The organism is Sodalis sp. dw_96 (genome assembly GCF_018449575.1).
Classification (GTDB): Bacteria; Pseudomonadota; Gammaproteobacteria; order Enterobacterales; family Enterobacteriaceae; genus Acerihabitans.
Genome location: NZ_JAAVUT010000017.1, coordinates 34,138 through 55,269, shown reverse-complemented (window position 1 = coordinate 55,269; position 21,132 = coordinate 34,138). Strand labels below are relative to the sequence as shown.

Genomic DNA, 21,132 nt, shown 5'->3' with positions numbered 1-21,132 from the left:
GTAGAGCGTTGCAATTGTCCTACGCACCCCTAGTTGAGAGCATCAACGGTCAGTTTAACGGTGGAACTCGGAGCCCTTCCTATCGATTCCTATTGCTTTTCATGATCCAACTGCGATGATAGAGGACTAGAGAGCATGAATGACAGGTATTTAATCGGATGAAAAATCAATTACGCCCCTTGATAATGGCGTTTTTAGTACTGGGATTGTACGGATGCGGGTTAAAAGGGCCGCTTTTTATGCCGCCGCCACCTAAAACCACTAACCCCGCGCAGACACACAAGCTGACCACGACGAGTACCTCTACCCAATCACCGGTGCAAACGGCGGATCCCGGCAGCAACGCGCCGCATAACGGCGATTCTGTCGTGCCTTAGAGAGTGCCTTAAAGAATACCTTGGATAGTGCGGTAAATAATGTCGTAAGAGCGTTGTAAACGTGCCGTGAAAGTGCCGTAAATGGTGCGGTACAAGGCCCTAAACAGTGCCAAAAGTGTGCTGTAAACGCGATTCTGTCGCATCCTGACAAGAGAAGCGCTATGCTGCGCACAGGGTAAGTCAGCGGAGTACGTTATGCAGTTTTCCAAAATGCACGGTCTGGGAAACGACTTTATGGTCGTGGATGCCGTAACGCAAAATGTCTATTTTTCGCCGGAGCTTATCCGTCGTTTAGCGGACCGGCATTGCGGCGTGGGGTTCGATCAGCTGCTGGTGGTTGAGCCGCCGTACGATCCCGAACTGGATTTTCATTACCGTATCTTTAACGCCGACGGCAGCGAAGTGGCGCAATGCGGTAACGGCGCCCGCTGTTTCGCCCGTTTCGTCAGGATGAAAAGCTTAACCAATAAACGGGAATTGCACGTCAGCACCCAAACCGAGCGGATGGTCATCACCATCACCGACGACGATTTGGTGCGGGTCAATATGGGCGAACCGAAATTCGAGCCGCAGGACGTGCCTTTTCGCGCCACCAAAGCGGAAAAGACCTATATTATGCGGGTGGCGGAGCAGACGGTCCTGTGCGGCGTGGTATCCATGGGTAATCCTCACTGCGTTATTCAGGTGGAAGATACCGAGACCGCGCCGGTGGCTTTCCTCGGTCCCCTGCTGGAAACCCATGAGCGTTTCCCCGAACGGGCGAATATCGGTTTTATGCAGGTGGTCAATCCCCAGAACATCCGCCTGCGGGTGTTTGAGCGCGGGGTGGGTGAAACCCAGGCCTGCGGCAGCGGCGCCTGTGCCGCCGTGGCGGTGGGGATCCAGCAGGGACTGCTGTCGCCCCAGGTGAAGGTCGGTTTGCTTGGCGGTGAATTGGACATCAGTTGGAAAGGACCGGGCAACCCGCTCTTTATGACCGGGCCGGCGGTGCATATCTACGACGGGTTTATTCATTTATGAAGAATATCGGGGAACAAGTCGAGACGGCGCCGGTCCTGGACGACAGTACGGTTTCGCAATTCCTGGTACAAAATCCGGACTTTTTTATCCGCAATGCTCTCCAGGTTGAGCAAATGCGCATTCCCCATGTCAATCGGGGCAGCGTTTCCTTGCTGGAGTGGCAGATAACGCGCCAGCGCCAGCATATCCGGCAGTTGGAAGAAGACATCGGCCGGCTGATGGAGGCGGCGACGGAGAATGAACAGTTGTTCAATCGCCTGCTGGATTTGCAAACCGACCTGGCTACCGCCGAAAGCCTGCAGGATTTCCTGAGCCGTTTACAACGTTGGGCGCGCAGCCTCGGCCTATCCGGTGCTCATCTGCGATTATTCTCCGATAAATGGCTGATTGGCGCTCCGTCGGATTTCACCCATTTAGGCCTGTCCAGAACCGCGTTTGAGCCTTTGCGCATTCAACGCCTCGGCCAGGGCAATCATTATCTGGGCACCCTTAATGGCCCGGAGCTGTTGCTGTTAATGCCTCAGGCCAGACAGGTCGGTTCGGTGGCCATGACCCTTATGGGTGAAGACGGCTCCCTCGGCATGGTGATTTTCACCAGCCGCGACAGCCAGCATTATCAAACCGGCATGGGGACCGTTTTACTGCAACAATTGGCCGCCCTGTTGCCCGGTTTGCTGGTGCGCTGGGTCGCTCGCCTATGACCGCCGGGGACTCGCCGTTACAGCCCGAGGTGGACGCGTTTTTGCGCTATCTGCGGGTGGAACGGCAATTAAGTCCGCTGACTCAGGCCAGTTATGCCCATCAGTTAACCGCACTGCTTGAGATTGCCGATGACCTGGGTGTCGCCCAATGGCCGCAGCTGGATGTGTCCCATGTCCGGTCGATGGCGACCCGCAGCAAGCGCCAGGGGCTACAGGCCGCCAGCCTGGCATTACGGCTGTCGGCGTTACGCAGTTTCCTTGATTTCCTGGTGGGCCGCGGACTGTTGAAGGCCAATCCGGCCAAAGGCGTTTCCACGCCCCGCGCCGGCCGCCATCTGCCGAAAAACATGGACGTGGACGAAGTCGATCGTCTGTTGGACATTGACAGCAATGATCCCCTGGCGGTGCGCGATCGCGCCATGCTGGAAATCATGTACGGCGACGGCCTGCGCCTGGCGGAAATGGTGAACCTCGATTGCGGCCATATCGATTTGGACGCCGGTGAAGTGAGGGTGGTGGGGAAGGGCAACAAAGAGCGCAAGCTGCCGCTGGGCAAATCCGCCGTGACCTGGCTGCGGCATTGGCTGGCGCTGCGGGATTTTTTCGCCCCCGAGGACAATGCGGTATTCGTGGCGAAAACCGGTAAACGCATTTCCATGCGCAATGTACAAAAACGTTTTGCCGAATGGGGGATAAAACAAGGTATAGAAAGCCACGTCCATCCCCATAAGCTGCGCCATTCCTTTGCCACCCATATGCTGGAATCCAGCGGCAATTTACGGGCGGTGCAGGAGCTGCTGGGTCACGCTAATCTCTCCACCACGCAAATCTACACCCACCTTGATTTTCAACATCTGGCCCAGGTTTATGATGCCGCGCATCCCCGGGCCAAACGAGGGAAGTCTTGATGCGTTTTTACCGTCCGCTGCGCTCCTTGCGCGCATTAACCTTTGATTTAGACGACACCCTTTATGATAATCGGCCGGTGATCGCTCGTACCGAGCGGGAATCGCTGCTGTTCTTGCAAAATTATCATCCGGCCCTGAAAACCCTGGATGCGGCCTATTACCGACGCATCCGGGCTGAACTGCGTCAGCGGGAGCCGGACATTTATCACGATGTGACGCAATGGCGCCGGCGCGCGCTGGAACTGGCCTTGCGCCGCCAAGGGCTGAGCGACGCCGAGGCCGGTGTCGGCGCGGATGCCGCCATGGCGGAATTCGCCAACTGGCGCAGTAATATTGATGTTCCCGACATCACTCATCAGACGCTGCGCGCCCTTGGCGCGCGCTGGCCGCTGGTAGCCATCACCAACGGCAATGCTTCGCCGGAGGCCTGTGGCCTGGGCGGCTATTTCGCGTTTGTGCTGCGCGCCGGTCCCGACGGGCGTGCCAAACCCTTTCGCGATATGTATCATCTGGCGGCGGAAAAGCTCGGCTTGCCTCCGCAAAGCATCCTCCATGTCGGAGACGATCTGGCGGCGGATATTACCGGCGCCGTACAATGCGGCATGCAGGCCTGCTGGATCAACGATCGCGGCGGCAATTTCCTCCAGGCCCCCGACGCGCGCTTGTTGCCGCATATGGAAATTTCGCGGTTGGAATCCCTGACAGCCTTGCTATGATCGTCGTATTTGCTGTATAAATAACCAGTATGTTTGCCCTGTCACCGTTGGGATGACACCCCGCTTTAGTAATTGAAGGCTTTTTATGGACGTCACTGAACTGCTTGCTGGCCTGAATGACAAACAACGCGAAGCCGTCGCCGCACCGCGCGGCAACCTGTTGGTGCTGGCCGGGGCGGGCAGCGGCAAAACCAGGGTATTGGTGCACCGTATCGCCTGGCTGCTGTCGGTGGAAAACAGTTCGCCCTATTCCATTATGGCGGTGACCTTCACCAATAAAGCGGCGGCGGAGATGCGCCATCGTATAGAGCACCTGCTCGGAACGGGTCAGGGCGGGATGTGGATCGGCACATTCCATGGCCTGGCGCACCGCTTGCTGCGCGCCCACCATATGGATGCCGGACTGCCGCAGGATTTCCAGATTCTCGACAGCGAAGATCAGCTGCGCCTGCTCAAGCGGATTATCCGCGCGCTGAATATCGACGAAAAGCAGTGGCCGCCCCGACAGGCCATGTGGTATATCGGCGGCAAAAAAGACGAAGGGCTGCGCCCGCAGCATGTGGAAACTTACGGTAATCCCGTTGAAGCCACCTGGCTGCGTATTTACCAGGCCTACCAGGAAGCCTGCGACCGCGCCGGGCTGGTGGATTTCGCCGAATTATTACTGCGCGCCCATGAGCTCTGGCTGAACAAACCGCATATCCTGCAGCATTACCGCGATCGGTTCCGCAATATCCTGGTGGATGAATTCCAGGATACCAACCGCATTCAATATGCCTGGATACGCCTGCTGGCCGGCGACCAGGGCAATGTGATGATCGTGGGGGATGACGATCAGTCCATTTACGGCTGGCGCGGCGCGCAGGTTGAGAATATCCAGCGTTTCCTCGATGACTTTCCCAACGCGCAGACCGTGCGCCTGGAACAGAACTACCGCTCCACCAGTAATATCCTGACGGCGGCCAATGCCCTGATTGCCCATAACGGCAGCCGGCTGGGTAAAAACCTCTGGACCGAGGATGCCGCGGGGGAACCCATTTCCATTTACTGCGCCTTTAATGAACTGGACGAGGCGCGCTTTGTGGTCAATCGGATCAAAACCTGGCAAGAGGGCGGCGGCGCGCTTAACGACAGCGCTATTCTCTACCGCAGCAACGCCCAATCCCGGGTATTGGAAGAAGCGTTGCTGCAAAGCGCCATGCCTTATCGTATCTATGGCGGCCAGCGGTTCTTCGAGCGGCAGGAAATCAAGGACGCACTGGCTTATTTGCGCCTGGTAGCCAACCGCAACGACGATTCGGCCTTTGAGCGGGTGGTGAATACCCCCACCCGCGGTATCGGCGATCGCACCCTGGACGTGGTTAGGCAAGCGGCCCGGGATCGCCAGCTCACCCTCTGGCAGTCCACCCGCGAGTTATTAAATGAGCGGGTGTTGGCCGGCCGCGCCGCCTCGGCTATGCAGCGCTTTATCGAACTGGTGGAGGCCCTGGCGGAAGAGACCGCCGATCTCCCCCTGCATGTGCAGACCGATCGGGTGATAAAAAATTCCGGCTTGTGGATGATGTATGAGCAGGAAAAAGGCGAAAAAGGCCAGGCGCGCATCGAAAACCTGGAAGAACTGGTGACCGCCACCCGCCAGTACAGCTACCAGGATGAGGACGAAGATTTGATGCCCCTGCAGGCGTTCCTGTCCCACGCCGCGCTGGAAGCCGGCGAAGGGCAGGCGGATGCGTACCAGGACGCGGTGCAGCTGATGACGCTGCATTCGGCCAAGGGCCTGGAGTTCCGGCAGGTGTTTATCGTCGGCATGGAAGAAGGCATGTTTCCCAGCCAAATGTCCCTCGACGAAGGCGGCCGGCTGGAGGAAGAGCGCCGGCTGGCCTATGTGGGGGTGACCCGGGCCATGGAAAAACTGACCCTCACCTATGCCGAAACCCGCCGCCTTTACGGCAAAGAGGCTTTTCACCGGCCATCGCGGTTTGTGGGTGAACTCCCTCAGGAGTGCGTGGAAGAGGTGCGCCTGCGGGCCAGCGTGTCACGGCCGGCAAACTATCAGCGCATGGGCACGCCGCTGAGCGAAAACGACAGTGGTTTCACCCTGGGACAGCGGGTGCGCCATCCCAAATTTGGTGAAGGAACCGTTATCAATCTGGAAGGCAGCGGCGAGCACAGCCGCTTGCAGATAGCTTTCCAGGGTCAGGGCATCAAATGGCTGGTGGCGGCCTATGCCCGGCTGGAGACGGTTTGATGCAGCCAATGTCTTGACGGCCGGTATAAAAAAATCCACGCCTCCGGGGCCGGGGCGGGCGTTGCTAACAATTCATTAAGTAGACTGCTAACAAGCCATTCCCTGTTCAGCTAATCGTGCAAAAAATAAGCCATTGTGTCGTCCTTGTGTATTGACAGTCTTTTTCATCTCGGCGTAACATGCGCGCACTATGATTGTGTGAGGATTACGCCTTGGACGCCCCCAGTAGATACTGGCTCGATAATCTGTTTATCAGGTACAACTAAGGCTACCTCCTTTGCTGATGGCCTTGGTGGTTGTCAGCGACCCGCATGCATGTGTCGCTCAGAGTCAGATCTTTGATGGTCTGAAACTTGCCGGTGACATTCTCACCCCCGGTTTCAACTTCTAATGCGTTTCCCGCTTGATACCGCTAAGGAAGCCATGGCGTATGCTTAACGCGTTTACATTGGATCACAATCGCTTATCCCGTCTTGAATTGGATGAAAGCGATACGTTAACCAGTTCCGTCTGGGTGGATTTGATCGAGCCTGAGAACGAGGAGCGCGAAAAAGTTCAGAATGAGCTGGGACAAAGCCTGGCGACCCGCCTTGAACTGGAAGATATCGAAGCCTCCGCCCGTTTTTTCGAAGATGAAGACGGACTGCATATCCATTCGTTCTTTTTTTATGAAGACGCCGAGGATCACGCCGGTAACGCCACGGTAGCGTTCACCATCCGCGATGGCCGACTCTACACCCTGCGCGAACGCGAGCTGCCGGCGTTCCGGTTGTATCGCATGCGCGCCCGCAGCCAGACCCTTACCGACGGCAATGCCTATGAACTGCTGTTGGATCTGTTCGAAACCAAAATCGAACAACTGGCGGACGAGATCGAGAATATTTACAGCGATCTGGAAGCGCTGAGCCTGGTGATTATGGAAGGACATCAGGGCGATGAATACGATGAAGCCCTGTCCACCCTGGCGGAGTTGGAAGATGTGGGCTGGAAGGTTAGACTGTGCCTGATGGATACCCAGCGGGCGTTGAATTTCCTGGTGCGCAAGGCGCGTTTGCCTTCCGGCCAGCTGGAACAGGCGCGTGAAATCCTGCGGGATATCGAATCCCTGCTGCCCCATAACGAATCGCTGTTTCAAAAAGTCAATTTCTTGATGCAGGCGGCGATGGGATTTATCAATATCGAGCAAAACCGCATCATCAAAATTTTCTCGGTGGTGTCGGTAGTCTTTTTACCGCCGACGCTGGTGGCGTCCAGTTACGGAATGAACTTCGAGTTTATGCCCGAGCTGAAATGGTCGTTTGGTTATCCCGGCGCGATAGCATTGATGATCTTGGCGGGTTTGGCTCCCTACCTGTACTTTAAGCGCAAAAACTGGTTATAAAGATCATTCTGCGCCACTTAACCGGCATCATATCTCCGGCCCGCACCTTTTATAGCGGGCGCGAGTGCCTGACTTTTTATCTCGCTGTTTAAATCAAGAGGGCAAACAGGCCTTTTTGCAGGTGATACGAAGATAATTTGTACGATAATTACTTCTCTTGTTGCTGGTTTATGCTAAAACATACTGTTTTAGCGTTACAGATAATTAACAATGAAAAAGTTATCGTTACCTCTCCAGTGGCTGATATTACTGTTTTTCTCGCTGGTGCTGGGGTCCGCCCTGCAACTGTATCATCTCCCCGCCGCGTTATTGCTCGGGCCCATGCTGGTGGGCGTGGTGATGGCCCTGTCCGGATCTACCCTGCACATCTCGCCGAAAGTGTTTATCGGCTGTCAGGCGGTGATAGGCTGCATGATAGCCCTGGTGCTTTCCCCGACGATTCTGGGGATCCTGGTTTCCTATTGGTGGCTGGTGGTGGTGGTGGTCCTGATGACGCTGGCGGCAAGCGGCCTGTCGGGTTATCTGCTGGTAAGATTCAGTAGTTTGCCCGGTCCCACCGGCGCCTGGGGGTCTTCACCAGGGGGCGCGTCGGCCATGGTGGCGATGGCGGGGGAGTTCGGCGCGGATGTCAGGCTGGTGGCGTTTATGCAGTATCTGCGCGTCTTGTTTGTGGCGGCCGCCGCCGCTATGGTGGCCCATATCAGCCTTGGGACGCAGAATAACGCCCCGGCTGAGATAATCTGGTTTCCTCCGCTGGATTATCATTTCGCCGCGACGCTTATCATTGCCGTCGCCGGTGCGTGGCTGGGCAGAAAGCTGCATATCCCGGCCGGGGCGCTGTTGATTCCGATGCTGGTGGGCGCCACGCTGCATATCACCGGTACCCTCACCATGCAGGTCCCGCAATGGTTATTGGCGCTGGCCTATGCCTTTATCGGCTGGAGCGTCGGCCTGCGGTTCACGCCGGCCATTGTGTCGCAGGCATTAAAAACCCTGCCGCAGATGGTGGTGTCAATTATCGGATTGATCCTGCTGTGCAGCGGCATGGCCTGGATTTTGACTCTTCTGTTGCCGGTGAGTCTACTTACCGCCTATCTCGCCACCAGTCCGGGCGGATTGGACACCGTCGCCATTATTGCCGCCGGCAGCCATGCCGATATGGGCTTTGTGATGGCCATGCAAAGCCTGCGCTTGCTTTCCATCCTGCTGCTTGGCCCGACGATAGCGCGCTTTATCTCACGCAATGCCGCGCCGCGTTTGACGTGATTTTTTTTGCCACATCACGGCGTCGAAGATAAATACCGCCAGCGCCAGCCAGATAAAACTGAACGCGAACAGCTTGTCTTGGGTCATGACCTCGCCATAGCAGAAGACCGCCAGCAGGAACATCAATGTCGGGCCGAGATACTGGAAAAACCCCAGGGTGGAGAGCCGCAGATTATTGGCGGCATCGGCAAACATTAGCAGCGGCACCGTGGTAATGATCCCGGCCGAGATTAACAGCAGGTTAAGCGACAGGCTGTTGGCCCCCAGGTGGCTGGTGGGGCTGTCTGCGAACCAAAACAGGTACCAGGCGCCGGCGGGCAGCAGCCATAACGTTTCAATCAGCATGCCGATTTGCGGATCGATACCCAATTTTTTTCGCAGCAGGCCGTAAAAGGCAAAACTGAAGGCCAGGCCAAGGGCAATCAGTGGTAATGAACCGAATTTCCAAAGTTGCATCAGTACGCCGCATGCCGCCAGCAGTACTGCCAGCCATTGCATTTTTCGAAACCGCTCGCCGAGAAACAGGATACCCAGCAGGATATTCACCAGTGGGTTGATAAAATAGCCGAGGCTGGCTTCCAGCATATGATGATGGTTTACCGCCCAAATATACAGCAGCCAGTTTCCCCCCACCAGCAGCGAGGTCAGGCCCAGCATCAGCAGCGTCCTGCCCTGGCGGAATACCGCCCTGGCCTGCGCCCATTTACTGAAAAGGGTCAATAATGCCGCCATGAAAAATACCGACCAGATAATCCGATGGGTCAGGATTTCAATGGCCGGCACCTGTTGGATCTGTTTGAAATAGGCCGGCGCCAGCCCCCAAATCAGATAAGCGCCGAGGGCGCATAACATGCCCCGGCGCGTGGATTGTTTATTCATCAATGAATCCGATGGCAGTATAGAAGCCTGCCAGTATAGGTGAAACCCATCGGCCAATCATCTTCCATAAAAGCTGAAAATTAAAATACCCGTCATACTTAAAGTTGCAGGTGTGTTGGCTTTCCTCGCTCACCCCAGTCACTTACCTGAGTAAGCTCCTGGGGAGTCGCTGCGTCGTCGCCTTCCTGCAACTCGAAGTATTTAGGGTAAAGCATATTTAGACTGTAAGGGCTTCGTTAAGAATGTCATGTTTTAACAGATCGTGATAATTAAATGCATTTATTTAATTAGAATAGCTAATTGTGTGTAAACTAATTGCGTTGCATACTTTTTCAGGTTGCGCACTTAGGAGATAAAAATATGCGTAAGCTTTTGGGGGCCGCGGTACTTTTGGCAGGATCATCGACAGCCGTATATGCACAGGAAGCGACACAGCAAACAGTTAAGGATGCACCACCGGTCAGAGGCAGTATTATCGCCAATCTGCTGCAGGATCATGATAATCCCTATTTGCTTTATCCTTATGAAAGTAATTATGTGATTTACACCTATACCAGCGATATCAATAAAGATTCCATCAAGAGCTATGACTGGTCCGATAATGCCCGCAAAGACGAGCTAGCTTTCCAGCTGAGCCTGGCATTTCCCCTCTGGCGGGGTATTGCCGGCGACAACTCGTTATTGGCGGCCTCCTATACCCAGGGCTCCTGGTGGCAGGCCTCAAATACCAAGGAATCTTCACCGTTTCGTGAAACCAATTACGAGCCGCAGCTGTTTCTCGGCTGGGCCACCGACAATGAATTTGCCGGCTGGACCCTGCGGGATGTGGAAGTGGGCGTAAACCATCAGTCCAACGGCAGGTCGGATCCCACCTCCCGCAGCTGGGACCGTGTTTATACCCGCCTGATGGCGCAAAACGGCGACTGGCAGGTGGAACTGAAGCCCTGGGTGCACTTCGGCAGCGTGGATGATAATCCGGATATCTCCAAGTATATGGGGTATTATCGTCTGAAGATTGGCTACGCCTGGGGTCCCAGTGTGTTCTCGGTGGAGAGCCATTATAACTGGAACAGCGGTTACGGTAGCGGGCAACTGGGGTGGAGCTACCCCATCAGTAAACATGTACGTTTCTACACCCAGCTTTTTAGTGGTTACGGTGAGTCGCTAATTGATTATAATCACCGCCAAACCCGAATCGGCGTGGGTTTCATGCTTAACGACATGATGTAAAATGTCGCGGTTTTAATGACGGGCGCCGAAAATGGCGGTGTTCTGCAGGGAATAAGTTGGGGATGATGTGTCGACGGCGTTGGTGATAGATCGGGAAGCGCTGGCTGAACAGGTGTTGCACGACACCTTCGGCTATCAGCAATTCAGGCCGGGTCAACAAGCATTGATTAATGCCGTCATAGGCGGCAGGGATTGCCTGGCGGTCATGCCCACCGGCGGCGGCAAGTCTTTATGCTATCAGATACCCGCCCTGGTGATGGAGGGACTGACGCTGGTGGTCTCGCCGTTGATCTCCCTGATGAAGGATCAGGTGGATCAACTGCTGGCCTACGGTGTGGCGGCAGCCTGCCTGAACTCCAGCCAGACCCGTGAACAGCAGCACGAGATCATGGCGGGCTGCCGTGAAGGCCGCATCAAATTGCTCTACATCGCCCCCGAGCGTCTGATGATGGACAACATGCTCGATCAACTGCTGCAATGGCAACCGGCCATGATCGCGGTGGACGAGGCCCATTGCATCTCCCAATGGGGCCATGATTTCCGCCCTGAATACCGTGCCCTGGGGCAAATCAAACGGCATTTCCCCGGGTTGCCGTTTATTGCCCTCACCGCCACCGCGGACGATACCACCCGGCAGGATATTGTCCGCCTGCTGGATTTGCAAAATCCGCTGATCCAGATCAGCAGCTTCGATCGCCCCAATATCCGCTATACGCTGGTGGAAAAATACAAACCGTTCGACCAGCTGTGGCATTTTGTGCAGAGCCAGCGGGGCAAATGCGGCATTATTTATTGCAATAGCCGATCCCGCGTGGAAGATATCAGCGCGCGTTTGCAAAGCAAGGGCATCAGTGCCGACGCCTATCATGCCGGCCTGAGCAACGATCGACGCGGGCAGGTGCAGGAAGCTTTTCAGCGGGATGACCTGCAGATTGTCGTGGCCACCGTGGCATTCGGCATGGGCATAAACAAACCCAATGTACGTTTTGTGCTGCATTACGACATTCCGCGCAATATCGAATCCTATTACCAGGAAACCGGCCGCGCCGGCCGTGATGGTCTGCCGGCGGAAGCCATTTTGTTTTACGATCCGGCGGATATGGCCTGGCTGCGCCGTTGCCTCGAGGAAAAACCCCCTGGCGAACAGCAGGATATCGAGCGCCATAAGCTCAACGCCATGGGCGCTTTTGCCGAAGCGCAAACCTGCCGCCGGCTGGTGTTGCTGAATTATTTCGGCGAAGGCCGCCAGCAACCCTGCGGCAACTGCGACATCTGTCTCGATCCGCCGAAGCGCTATGACGGGCTGGAAGAGGCCCGCAAGGCCCTCTCCTGCGTTTACCGGGTGGGACAGCGTTTCGGTATGGGCTATATCGTCGAGGTGCTGCGCGGGGCTAATAGCCAGCGTATACGGGAATATGCCCACGATCGGCTGCCGGTGTACGGCATCGGCCGCGATCGCACCAGTGAACATTGGGTCAGCGTGCTGCGCCAGTTGATCCACCTGGGTTTGATTAGCCAGAATATTACCCAGCACTCGGCGTTGCAGCTAACCGAATCCGCCCGGCCGGTGCTGCGGGGCGAAGTGCCGCTGATGCTGGCCGAGCCGCGGGTGACGAACCTCAAATCCCGCAGCGCGCCGAAAACCTATGGCGGCAACTATGACCGGCAGCTGTTCGCCAAGCTGCGTAAACTGCGCAAGTCGCTGGCGGATGAGGCCAATGTGCCGCCCTATGTGGTGTTCAACGATGCCACTCTGCTGGAAATGGCGGAACAATTGCCGGTGACCGCCAATGATTTGTTACGGGTAAACGGCGTCGGTCACCGTAAACTCGATCGTTTCGGTATGCCTTTCCTGACGATCATTCGCGATCATCTGGTTGACGACGACGCGCTGCCGGTGCGTTGATGCGCCGGGAATAGAGTTACCGCCTGCCCTAATTAAATCGAGTTGCAGGAAGGCGGTGGAGTATTACCAACACACCTGCATCTTGAAGTATGTCGGGTAGAGGAGAGTCGATAATGTTAATACTGTTCGCCACCGTGGCCATGGTCCATTTGATTGCGCTGATGAGCCCAGGGCCGGATTTTTTCTTTATCTCCCAAACCGCGGTCAGCCGTTCCCGGCATGATGCCATGCTGGGTGTGCTGGGCATCAGCCTGGGGGTGGCGGTTTGGGCGGCATTGGCATTGATGGGTTTGCATCTGCTGCTGTCAAAAATGCAGTGGCTGCACAGCATCATCACGGTGGGCGGCGGTCTGTATCTTTGTTGGCTGGGCTGGCAGTTGCTGTGTTCCGCCCGTCATCCGGGGGCGCAATCCGGCGCACCGCTGCCCCATCAGGGCTATACCTTTTTACGCGGCCTGTTCACCAATCTGGCCAATCCCAAGGCGCTGATTTATTTCGGCAGCGTCTTCTCGCTGTTTGTCGGCGATAACGTCGCCGCCAGCGCGCGCTGGGGCTTGTTTGTCATGATCGTCGGCGAAACCCTGTTTTGGTTCACCCTGGTGGCGGTGGTGTTCGCCCTGCCTGCCATGCGCCGCGGCTACCAGCGCATGACGCGCTGGATTGACGGCGTGGCGGGGGTGTTTTTCGCCGGTTTCGGTATCAGCCTGATTATTTCCCGGTAGCCAGCCACATGCCCACCCTGACAGCGCTAAGTTTCATCGGTGCGACGGAACGTGACCTTTTTGCCCTCTGTCATGCCAGGAGTATTAGAGTTGGTATCAGGACATAAGCAAAGCTGGTTGACTCGCGAAGAACAATTTGCCGCTTTTTATACCGGTCCGCTGTTGGATTTCTGGCGCCGGCGCGAGGAGGGAGAGTTTATCGGTGCACAGGGCATGCCCATTCGTTTTGTCCGTTTGCGCTCCCCCCGGCATAATAAAGTGGTGGTTATCAGTACCGGCCGCATCGAAAGCTACGTTAAATACCCCGAAATCGCTTATGATTTGTACCATTGCGGTTACGATGTGATGGTCATCGATCATCGCGGCCAAGGGCGATCCGGTCGTCTGCTGGCGGATAGTCATCGCGGGCATGTGCTGCAATTCGATGATTATGTGGCGGATTTTGCGCAATTCTGGCAACAGTATGTTGATACCGGCGGTTATAAACGCCGTTTCGCCCTGGCGCACTCCATGGGGGGCGCAATATTAGCCCTGTTCCTGGCCGCTCACCCCGAATCTTGCGATGCCGCGGTATTATCTGCACCGATGTTCGGTATTCGTTTGCCTATGCCGCACTGGCTGGCCTGGAAGATCCTGGAATGGGCCGAGCGGCATCCCGCCATGCGTGATTATTACGCTATCGGTACCGGCCAGTGGCGACCGATGCCTTTTGTGCTCAATTTGTTGACCCATAGCTGGCAACGCTATCGGCGCAGTTTACGATTTTATGCCGACGATCCGGAATTGCGGGTGGGAGGGCCAACCTACCATTGGGTTAGAGAGGGCATTCTGGCGGGCAACGACATCCTGACCAAGGCCCCCGCCATTACCACGCCGTTGCTGCTGCTCCAGGCGGATGAGGAAAAAGTCGTGGATAACCGCAGCCATGATGCTTTCTGCCGGGCAATGGCCGACGCCGGTCACCCCTGCGAGGGAAATAAACCCGTCAGGATCGAGGGTGCCCGGCATGAGATACTGTTTGAAAGCGATCTTTTACGCGCCGAGGCGCTGAACATCATCACCGCTTTTTTCGCGCGGCATCATTAATTTTATTCCGGCGGTGATTGCCGTCGCCAACGCCAGAGGATTAACCAGAATTATGTATCCAGTTGTCGCATCCGATTTGGACGGTACCCTGCTTGCAGGGGACCACACCCTCAAGCCTTATACCAAAGAAACCTTGCAGCTGCTCACCGCCCGGGATATTCATTTTGTGTTCGCCACCGGCCGGCACCATATTGATGTGTCGCAAATCCGCGATAATCTGGGGATCAGCGCCTTTATGATTACCTCCAACGGCGCGCGCGTGCACAATCCCGCCGGTGAACTGATCTTCGCCCACGATCTGGACGGCGATATTGCCGGCGAACTGTTCGGCCTGGTTCATGATGACGCGAAAATACTTACCAACGTATATCGTCGCGATGATTGGTATATGAACCGTGACCGTCTCGATCAACAGGACTTTTTCCGGGAATCCGATTTCAATTATCAGTTGTTCGAACCGGGCATGCTGCCAACCGACGGCATCTGTAAAGTTTATTACACCAGTGACGACCATGACCGGTTAACCGAGCTGGAAGCGGCGCTCAACGCGCGCTGGGGTGATAGGGTCAATGTCAGCTTTTCGCTGCCGGTTTGTCTGGAAGTCATGGCCGGTGGGGTATCCAAGGGCCATGCGCTGAATCAGGTCGCTAAGACCATCGGTTATTCGTTGGCGGATTGTGTCTCTTTTGGCGACGGTATGAATGACAAAGAGATGCTGGCTATGGCCGGCAAAGGTTTTATCATGGGCAATTCCCATCAGCGCCTGAAAGAGTTGCTGCCCGAGCTGGAAGTCATTGGCACCAACGAGGAAGAAGCCGTATCCCATTTGCTACGGAAAATGTATCTCGGTTAAAAAAAAATGCTTTACAAGTGCGAATGATAATGATTATTATCTCCATGCTTTCCGGATTTCCGCTCTTATGAGGGGGAGCCGCGAAAGCACGACATTGCTCACATTGCTTCCAGTTATACTTGAGCCGGCTTGGGTGCCGGCTTTTTTTTGGCCGATATCAGGCCTTAGAAAGAAGCCCAGCTTTCCCCTTTGTCCGCTTTTTCCGATTGCTCAGTCGCGGCTGGCCGCGGGTCCTTCCCCACCGGCGCATGGTCCGAACCTGCCTTATGAAATGTAAGGGCGTCGTTCAACGATGCCGACGTCAGTTTAAAGGTACTCACTATTTGCGTCAGGGACGCCGCCTGGGCCTGAAGTGAAACCGCCGCCGAGGCAGCCTCTTCAACCAATGCCGCGTTTTGTTGCGTCGAGCTGTCTATCTGTCCTACCGCGAGATTGATTTGGTGTATGCCGTCGCTTTGCTCGTTACTGGCCTGGGCAATTTCTTTTATAATATCCGTGACATTATGCACGTTGGCGACCATGTCTTTCATAGAGATCCCCGCTTCCTCAACAAGTTTCATACCGTCATGAATTTGATTGACCGATTCATCAATCAGGTTTTTGATTTCTTTGGCCGCGGTTGCGCTGCGCTGGGCCAAAGCTCTGACTTCGCTGGCCACCACGGCAAAACCGCGGCCGTTTTCTCCGGCGCGAGCGGCTTCAACCGCGGCATTCAGCGCCAGAATATTGGTCTGGAACGCGATGCTGTCGATGACGCCGATAATTTCCGACATATGCTCCGATGATTTCCGGATGCTGCGCATTTTGTCCGTGACATGTCCCATCAGTTCGCCATTGTGTTTCACGATACCGGACGCCCGCGCCGAGACTTCGGTTGCCTCGGCGGTATTGGCCGCCGTGTTTTTGATGGTGGAGGTCAATTGTTCCAATGACGCGGCGGTTTCCTCGATGGAACCCGCCTGTTCCTCGGTACGTGACGAGAGGTCCTGGTTGCCGATGGCGATCTGGGCCGTCGCGTCGGCAATCGCCTCCGCTCCGTCCCGGACACGCTGCACAATACGATGCAGGTTAGTGTTCATATCATCCAGCGCCTGCAGCAATAAGCCGGTCTCATCATGGGCGGCGTTGGCTGCCGAACCGGTTAAGTCGCCTTCCGCTACCCTCCTGGCCACGTTTACCGCCCGTTGTAGCGGCTGGGTAATACTCAGGGTAATGCGCCAGGCAATCACAATACCGATGGCGAGGCTGCCAAGAATTAATATTATCAGTACCAAACGAATTAATTTGAAATCCTCCGAAACCCGGAATTCGGAGGTGACCATTTTATTATCTTGAAGGGCGATAAATTTTTTAATTCCCGAACGGTATTCGGCGATAATGGGTAAGGATGTATCCATAAATTCGCGGGTTGCCGTCGCCTTATCCCCGCTGAGCATAGCGGCCTCGAAACGCTTATTGGATGCTATAAAATTCTGGCGGACGGTGACGAGTTCTTTCAGTAACTGTACGGAGGGCGGGTCTATGACGGCACTGGCCATTGAATCGTATTCTTCTCCGATCTGTTTTCGAATATCTATTATATGATTGATTTGGTGGCTGGCGCCGGTGTTATCGCTAGCCAGCAGCATATATTGCTGCATTGCTATAATTTGATTAAATTCGTCGACGATATTATTTGCGCTGACGGTGACCGGGTAATCCACTGAAACGATATGAATGATATTTTTATTAAATTTAGCAAGATTAAAGATGGATATCACGCCGGATAGTAGAATCAAAACTAATAATAATGTAAAACCTATCGTTAATCTGCGGCCAATTTTTATATTCGCAAGCCTCATAACTCACTCCTAAAATAACTACTGCCATTTCATTACCCCCGATCCCTATGCGTCACGTCAGATGGGGGAATGAGCTTCCCGAAAGTGGAAAAATGAAGACTTTATTCCTGCACTCAGCATACTTATCGGATGGGCGGAGCGCTTCTTTACCATTTTGATCGGTTTAATCTTTCTTATATAATTTTATGATAGGCGTTGGCTATCATGTTTTGTTTATTGATCGATTATAGTTATATGATTGTAAAGCGACGTTTATATTTCGGTTCTGTATCTGAAAAAAAAAGTGAAACTCACCATGGCGTTTTATTGCGATGGCAAAACCTCTGAAGCTGTCGGCTCGGTACGTTCAAAATTTTTGACTTAAGCGATGAGTTTTTTATCCTTTCTTATTCTCAGTGCAGGGATAGACTGGAAAAAACATTGAGGAGACTTGAACATGATTTATTTACGTGCTGCAAACGATCGAGGTCATGCCAATCACGGTTGGCTGGATAGCTGGCATTCGTTTTCATTTTCCGACTACTACGATGCCAATTTCATGGGGTTTTCCGCATTAAGGGTTATTAACGAAGACCGAATCGCGGAGGGGAAGGGATTCGGTACCCATCCCCATAAGGATATGGAGATTCTGACCTACGTATTGGAAGGGACCGTGGAACACCAGGACAGCATGGGCAATAAGGAACAAATTCATGCCGGTGAGTTCCAGATCATGAGCGCCGGTACCGGCGTACGCCATTCGGAATATAATGGCCGAGATGACATGCCGCTGCATTTGTACCAGATTTGGGTCCTGCCGCAAAAAGCCGGCCTGGCGCCGCGTTACGAACAGCGCCGCTTTGATGCGCCCCAGGGACGGCAACTGGTGCTGTCGCCGGATGCTCGAGATGGCTCTTTAAAGGTATTCCAGGATATGACCCTGACCCGGTGGGCGCTGGGGGCCGATCGGCAGGAAACGCTGACGCTGGAACCCGGTCGCAGGACCTGGATCCAGGTGGTGCGCGGCCAATTGTCCATCAACGGTCAGCAGGCAAGCGCCAGTGACGGTCTGGCGATATGGGATGAAAGCGCTTTAACCCTGCGGGCCGCTCAGGACAGCGAAATTCTGATATTTGATTTGCCGGCGGTGTAAGGGGCGGGATTTGTCTATAAGAAGCAAGACAGGGAACAGTCAATGGACAGGCCTTCGGTATTATGCCGGAGGCCTGTTTTTTTGACGAGGCTTCCGGCCCGGGCTGAAAGAGCCATGCATAAACATACTCGCCATCGGTTTTTTTTGCTAAACTCCACCCCATTCTGAACAGGGGCAGCTATAACACGAAATGAAGAAAAAAAGACCGGGTCTTCAAGATGTTGCCGATAAAGTGGGCGTCACTAAAATGACGGTGAGCCGCTATCTGCGTAACCCGGCTTTGGTATCAGAGGCTTTGCAATATAAAATCGCCGGCGCGCTGGATGAACTGGGTTATATTCCCAACCGGGCGCCGGACATCCTGTCCAACGCCACCAGCCGGGCCATCGGCGTGCTGTTGCCCTCATTGACCAACCAGGTTTTCGCCGAAGTGTTGCGCGGCATTGAAGCCGTCACCGATGCCAACGGTTATCAAACCATGCTGGCCCACTACGGTTACCAGCCGGAAACAGAAGAACTGCGGCTGACCTCGCTGATGTCCTATAATATCGACGGCTTGATCCTGGCGGAGCGATCGCACACGCCGCGTACTCTGAAAATGATCGAAGTGGCCGGTATCCCGGTGGTGGAGATCATGGACAGCGTCTCGCCGTGTCTGGATATCGCGGTGGGGTTCGATAATTTCGAAGCGGCGCGGCAGATGACCTTGCTGATGCTGGATCGCGGCCATCGCCATATTGTCTATTTCGGCGCCCGCCTGGATGAACGCACCATCATCAAACAGCGGGGTTACGAACAGGCGATGCGCGAGCGGGGCCTGCCCGTCCATAGCGTGATGATAACTGAATCATCGTCCTACTCCACCGGGGTGGATTTATTGCGCCAGGCTCGCGAGGAATATCCGGCCATTGACGGCATTATCTGCACCAATGACGACCTGGCCATCGGCGCGGTGTTTGAATGCCAGCGGCTCGGCCTGCGTATTCCGCAGGATATCGCGGTGGCGGGTTTCCACGGCCATGATATAGGCCAGGTGATGCAACCTAAATTGGCCAGCGTGCTCACCCCCCGCGAGGAGATGGGCCGCCTGAGCGCCGAAAAATTATTGGCCCGCCTACGGGGTGAAGTCGTCGATCCGGTTAAAGTGGATCTTGGCTTTACATTGCTGGCCGGCGAGAGTATTTGATTTACCTGTCCATTTCCTTCTCCCTTTCCCCATTATTCATATCAGCGTCATTTACCAGGGTCATATTTATGATCCACATCCCAAAACGCTAATTTTGTCACCAGGATGGATTCCTTATCTGAGGATGTTACCGGTATCATGATACCGGTAACATCAAGAATACTACTATGCTCAAACGGTTGGTTGGGGATTACCCCTTATTGCGCATCACTAACCCGAATGCATAACTACTCGAAGGCCGGGGAAAATCAAGCCCTTGCCGGGAAAAGAAGCCATTGAGGATTTTTTATGCCGCTCTTTATCGTTGCTATCGGTGTGGCATTACTGCTGCTCCTGATGATTCGTTTTAAACTGAATGGATTTGTTGCCTTAATCGTGGTGGCGCTCCTTGTCGGCGTACTGGAAGGCATGCCGGTGAGCAAGGTGCTTGATTCCATCAAAAATGGCGTCGGCGGGACATTGGGTAGCCTGGCGCTGATTATTGGTTTCGGCGCCATGCTGGGTAAGCTACTGGCGGATTGCGGCGGCGCACAGCGCATCGCCACCACCCTGATTGAAAAATTCGGTAAGCAAAACGTTCAATGGGCAGTGGTATTGACCGGCTTTACCGTCGGTTTCGCGCTGTTTTACGAAATCGGTTTCGTCTTGATGATTCCGCTGGTGTTTAGTATCGCCGCGACGGCGCGAATACCGCTGCTGTATGTCGGGGTGCCCATGGCGGCCGCGCTGTCCGTCACCCATGGTTTCCTGCCGCCCCATCCCGGGCCGACGGCGATTGCCACCATATTTCATGCCGATATGGGCAAGACCCTGCTGTTCGGCGCGATTTTAGCCGTGCCCACGGTTATTCTGGCCGGCCCGGTTTACAGCCGGTTCCTCAAGGATATCGATAAGCCGGTGCCGGAAGGACTGTATAACCCGAAAATCTTCACCGAAGCGGAAATGCCGAGCTTTGGCGTCAGCGTCTGGACCTCGCTGATACCGGTGGTACTGATGGCCCTGCGTGCGGTGGCGGAAATGTCCCTGCCCGCCGGCCACCCGATCCGGACCTATGCCGATTTCCTCGGCGACCCGATTATGGCGACCCTGATTTCGGTCTTGATTGCCATCTTTACCTTCGGCATCAACCGTGGCCGTACGGTGGATCAGGTCATGGGAAGCATCAGCGACGCGGTGAAGATCATTGCCATGATCCTGCTGATCATCGGCGGTGGCGGCGCCTTTAAACAGGTGCTGGTGGACAGCGGGGTCGGTACCTATATCGCCCGCCTGATGACCGGTAGTGCGATTTCGCCCTTGCTGCTGGCCTGGTCCATTGCCGCCATCCTGCGTATTGCCCTGGGGTCCGCCACCGTGGCGGCCATCACCGCCGGCGGTATCGCCGCGCCGCTAATCGCTTCCACCGGCGCCAGCCCCGAGCTGATGGTGATTGCCGTGGGTTCCGGCAGCGTTATCTTCTCCCATGTGAACGATCCGGGCTTCTGGCTGTTCAAGGAGTATTTCAACCTGACCATCATGGAAACCATCCGGTCATGGTCGGTATTGGAAACCATTATTTCGGTCTGCGGCCTGGTAGGCTGCCTGCTGTTGAATATGGCCATTGCCTAACAGAAATCCCGGCCCCCAGGGCCGGGACTCAAATGTTCCGGCAATGTGCCTGTACGGTTTTTGCACCCACCC

General features: G+C 55.1%; 17 protein-coding genes. 15 read left to right on the top strand and 2 right to left on the bottom strand.

Annotation, left to right across the window (positions count from 1 at the left end):
• The first annotated feature begins 572 nt into the window (after positions 1-572).
• The 7 genes from dapF to HB631_RS20280 all read left to right on the top strand — a co-directional run bounded on the left by dapF (position 573) and on the right by HB631_RS20280 (position 8,617).
• Positions 573-1,397 (top strand): diaminopimelate epimerase, encoded by an 825-nt coding sequence (dapF, locus tag HB631_RS20310; protein ID WP_213993004.1) that lies wholly within the window; start codon positions 573-575, stop codon positions 1,395-1,397.
• Entirely contained in the window at positions 1,394-2,098 is a 705-nt protein-coding gene (locus HB631_RS20305; protein WP_213993003.1) for a DUF484 domain-containing protein, read from the top strand. Before dapF ends, HB631_RS20305 begins: the two co-directional genes overlap by 4 nt.
• Positions 2,095-3,006 (top strand): tyrosine recombinase XerC, encoded by a 912-nt coding sequence (gene xerC, locus HB631_RS20300; RefSeq protein ID WP_213993002.1) that lies wholly within the window; start codon positions 2,095-2,097, stop codon positions 3,004-3,006. Before HB631_RS20305 ends, xerC begins: the two co-directional genes overlap by 4 nt.
• On the top strand, positions 3,006-3,722 hold the full coding sequence (yigB, locus tag HB631_RS20295) for a 5-amino-6-(5-phospho-D-ribitylamino)uracil phosphatase YigB (RefSeq protein ID WP_213993001.1): 717 nt from the start codon (positions 3,006-3,008) through the stop codon (positions 3,720-3,722). Before xerC ends, yigB begins: the two co-directional genes overlap by 1 nt.
• Before the next feature lie 85 nt (positions 3,723-3,807).
• A complete protein-coding gene (uvrD, locus tag HB631_RS20290) occupies positions 3,808-5,970 on the top strand; it encodes a DNA helicase II (protein WP_213993000.1) in 2,163 nt (720 codons plus the stop codon).
• 430 nt (positions 5,971-6,400) lie between these two features.
• Positions 6,401-7,351: a magnesium/cobalt transporter CorA gene (gene corA / locus HB631_RS20285; RefSeq protein ID WP_213992999.1), complete on the top strand. Its 951-nt coding sequence runs from the start codon at positions 6,401-6,403 to the stop codon at positions 7,349-7,351.
• A gap of 210 nt (positions 7,352-7,561) precedes the next feature.
• The gene (locus HB631_RS20280; RefSeq protein ID WP_213992998.1) at positions 7,562-8,617 is read left to right on the top strand and encodes an AbrB family transcriptional regulator; all 1,056 of its coding nucleotides are present in this window, start codon (positions 7,562-7,564) and stop codon (positions 8,615-8,617) included.
• Here HB631_RS20280 and rarD read toward each other — a convergent pair.
• Positions 8,588-9,496 (bottom strand): EamA family transporter RarD, encoded by a 909-nt coding sequence (gene rarD / locus HB631_RS20275; RefSeq protein ID WP_213992997.1) that lies wholly within the window; start codon positions 9,494-9,496, stop codon positions 8,588-8,590. The genes HB631_RS20280 and rarD overlap by 30 nt on opposite strands.
• Before the next feature lie 360 nt (positions 9,497-9,856).
• Between rarD and pldA the strand changes: the two genes are divergently transcribed.
• From pldA to yigL, 5 genes are all read left to right on the top strand, one after another.
• A complete protein-coding gene (gene pldA, locus HB631_RS20270; protein WP_213992996.1) occupies positions 9,857-10,726 on the top strand; it encodes a phospholipase A in 870 nt (289 codons plus the stop codon).
• Positions 10,727-10,793: 67 nt separating this feature from the next.
• Positions 10,794-12,632 (top strand): ATP-dependent DNA helicase RecQ, encoded by a 1,839-nt coding sequence (gene recQ, locus HB631_RS20265; RefSeq protein ID WP_213992995.1) that lies wholly within the window; start codon positions 10,794-10,796, stop codon positions 12,630-12,632.
• Between the two features lie 113 nt (positions 12,633-12,745).
• The gene (gene rhtC, locus HB631_RS20260; RefSeq protein ID WP_213992994.1) at positions 12,746-13,354 is read left to right on the top strand and encodes a threonine export protein RhtC; all 609 of its coding nucleotides are present in this window, start codon (positions 12,746-12,748) and stop codon (positions 13,352-13,354) included.
• A gap of 90 nt (positions 13,355-13,444) precedes the next feature.
• Positions 13,445-14,440: a lysophospholipase L2 gene (gene pldB, locus HB631_RS20255; RefSeq protein WP_255557158.1), complete on the top strand. Its 996-nt coding sequence runs from the start codon at positions 13,445-13,447 to the stop codon at positions 14,438-14,440.
• A 52-nt stretch (positions 14,441-14,492) separates the two neighbouring features.
• Positions 14,493-15,293, top strand: coding sequence for a sugar/pyridoxal phosphate phosphatase YigL (gene yigL / locus HB631_RS20250; protein WP_213992992.1), 801 nt, complete (start codon positions 14,493-14,495; stop codon positions 15,291-15,293).
• A 164-nt stretch (positions 15,294-15,457) separates the two neighbouring features.
• Here yigL and HB631_RS20245 read toward each other — a convergent pair whose 3' ends face one another.
• Positions 15,458-17,134, bottom strand: coding sequence for a methyl-accepting chemotaxis protein (locus tag HB631_RS20245; RefSeq protein ID WP_213992991.1), 1,677 nt, complete (start codon positions 17,132-17,134; stop codon positions 15,458-15,460).
• 436 nt (positions 17,135-17,570) lie between these two features.
• Between HB631_RS20245 and HB631_RS20240 the strand changes: the two genes are divergently transcribed.
• The 3 genes from HB631_RS20240 (at position 17,571) to gntT (ending at position 21,060) form a co-directional block, all read left to right on the top strand.
• Positions 17,571-18,266, top strand: coding sequence for a pirin family protein (locus tag HB631_RS20240; protein WP_213992990.1), 696 nt, complete (start codon positions 17,571-17,573; stop codon positions 18,264-18,266).
• A 190-nt stretch (positions 18,267-18,456) separates the two neighbouring features.
• Positions 18,457-19,452, top strand: a complete 996-nt coding sequence (gene gntR / locus HB631_RS20235) for a gluconate operon transcriptional repressor GntR (protein WP_213992989.1) — start codon at positions 18,457-18,459, stop codon at positions 19,450-19,452.
• Positions 19,453-19,740: 288 nt separating this feature from the next.
• Positions 19,741-21,060: a gluconate transporter gene (gene gntT / locus HB631_RS20230; protein WP_213992988.1), complete on the top strand. Its 1,320-nt coding sequence runs from the start codon at positions 19,741-19,743 to the stop codon at positions 21,058-21,060.
• Positions 21,061-21,132 lie beyond the last annotated feature (72 nt).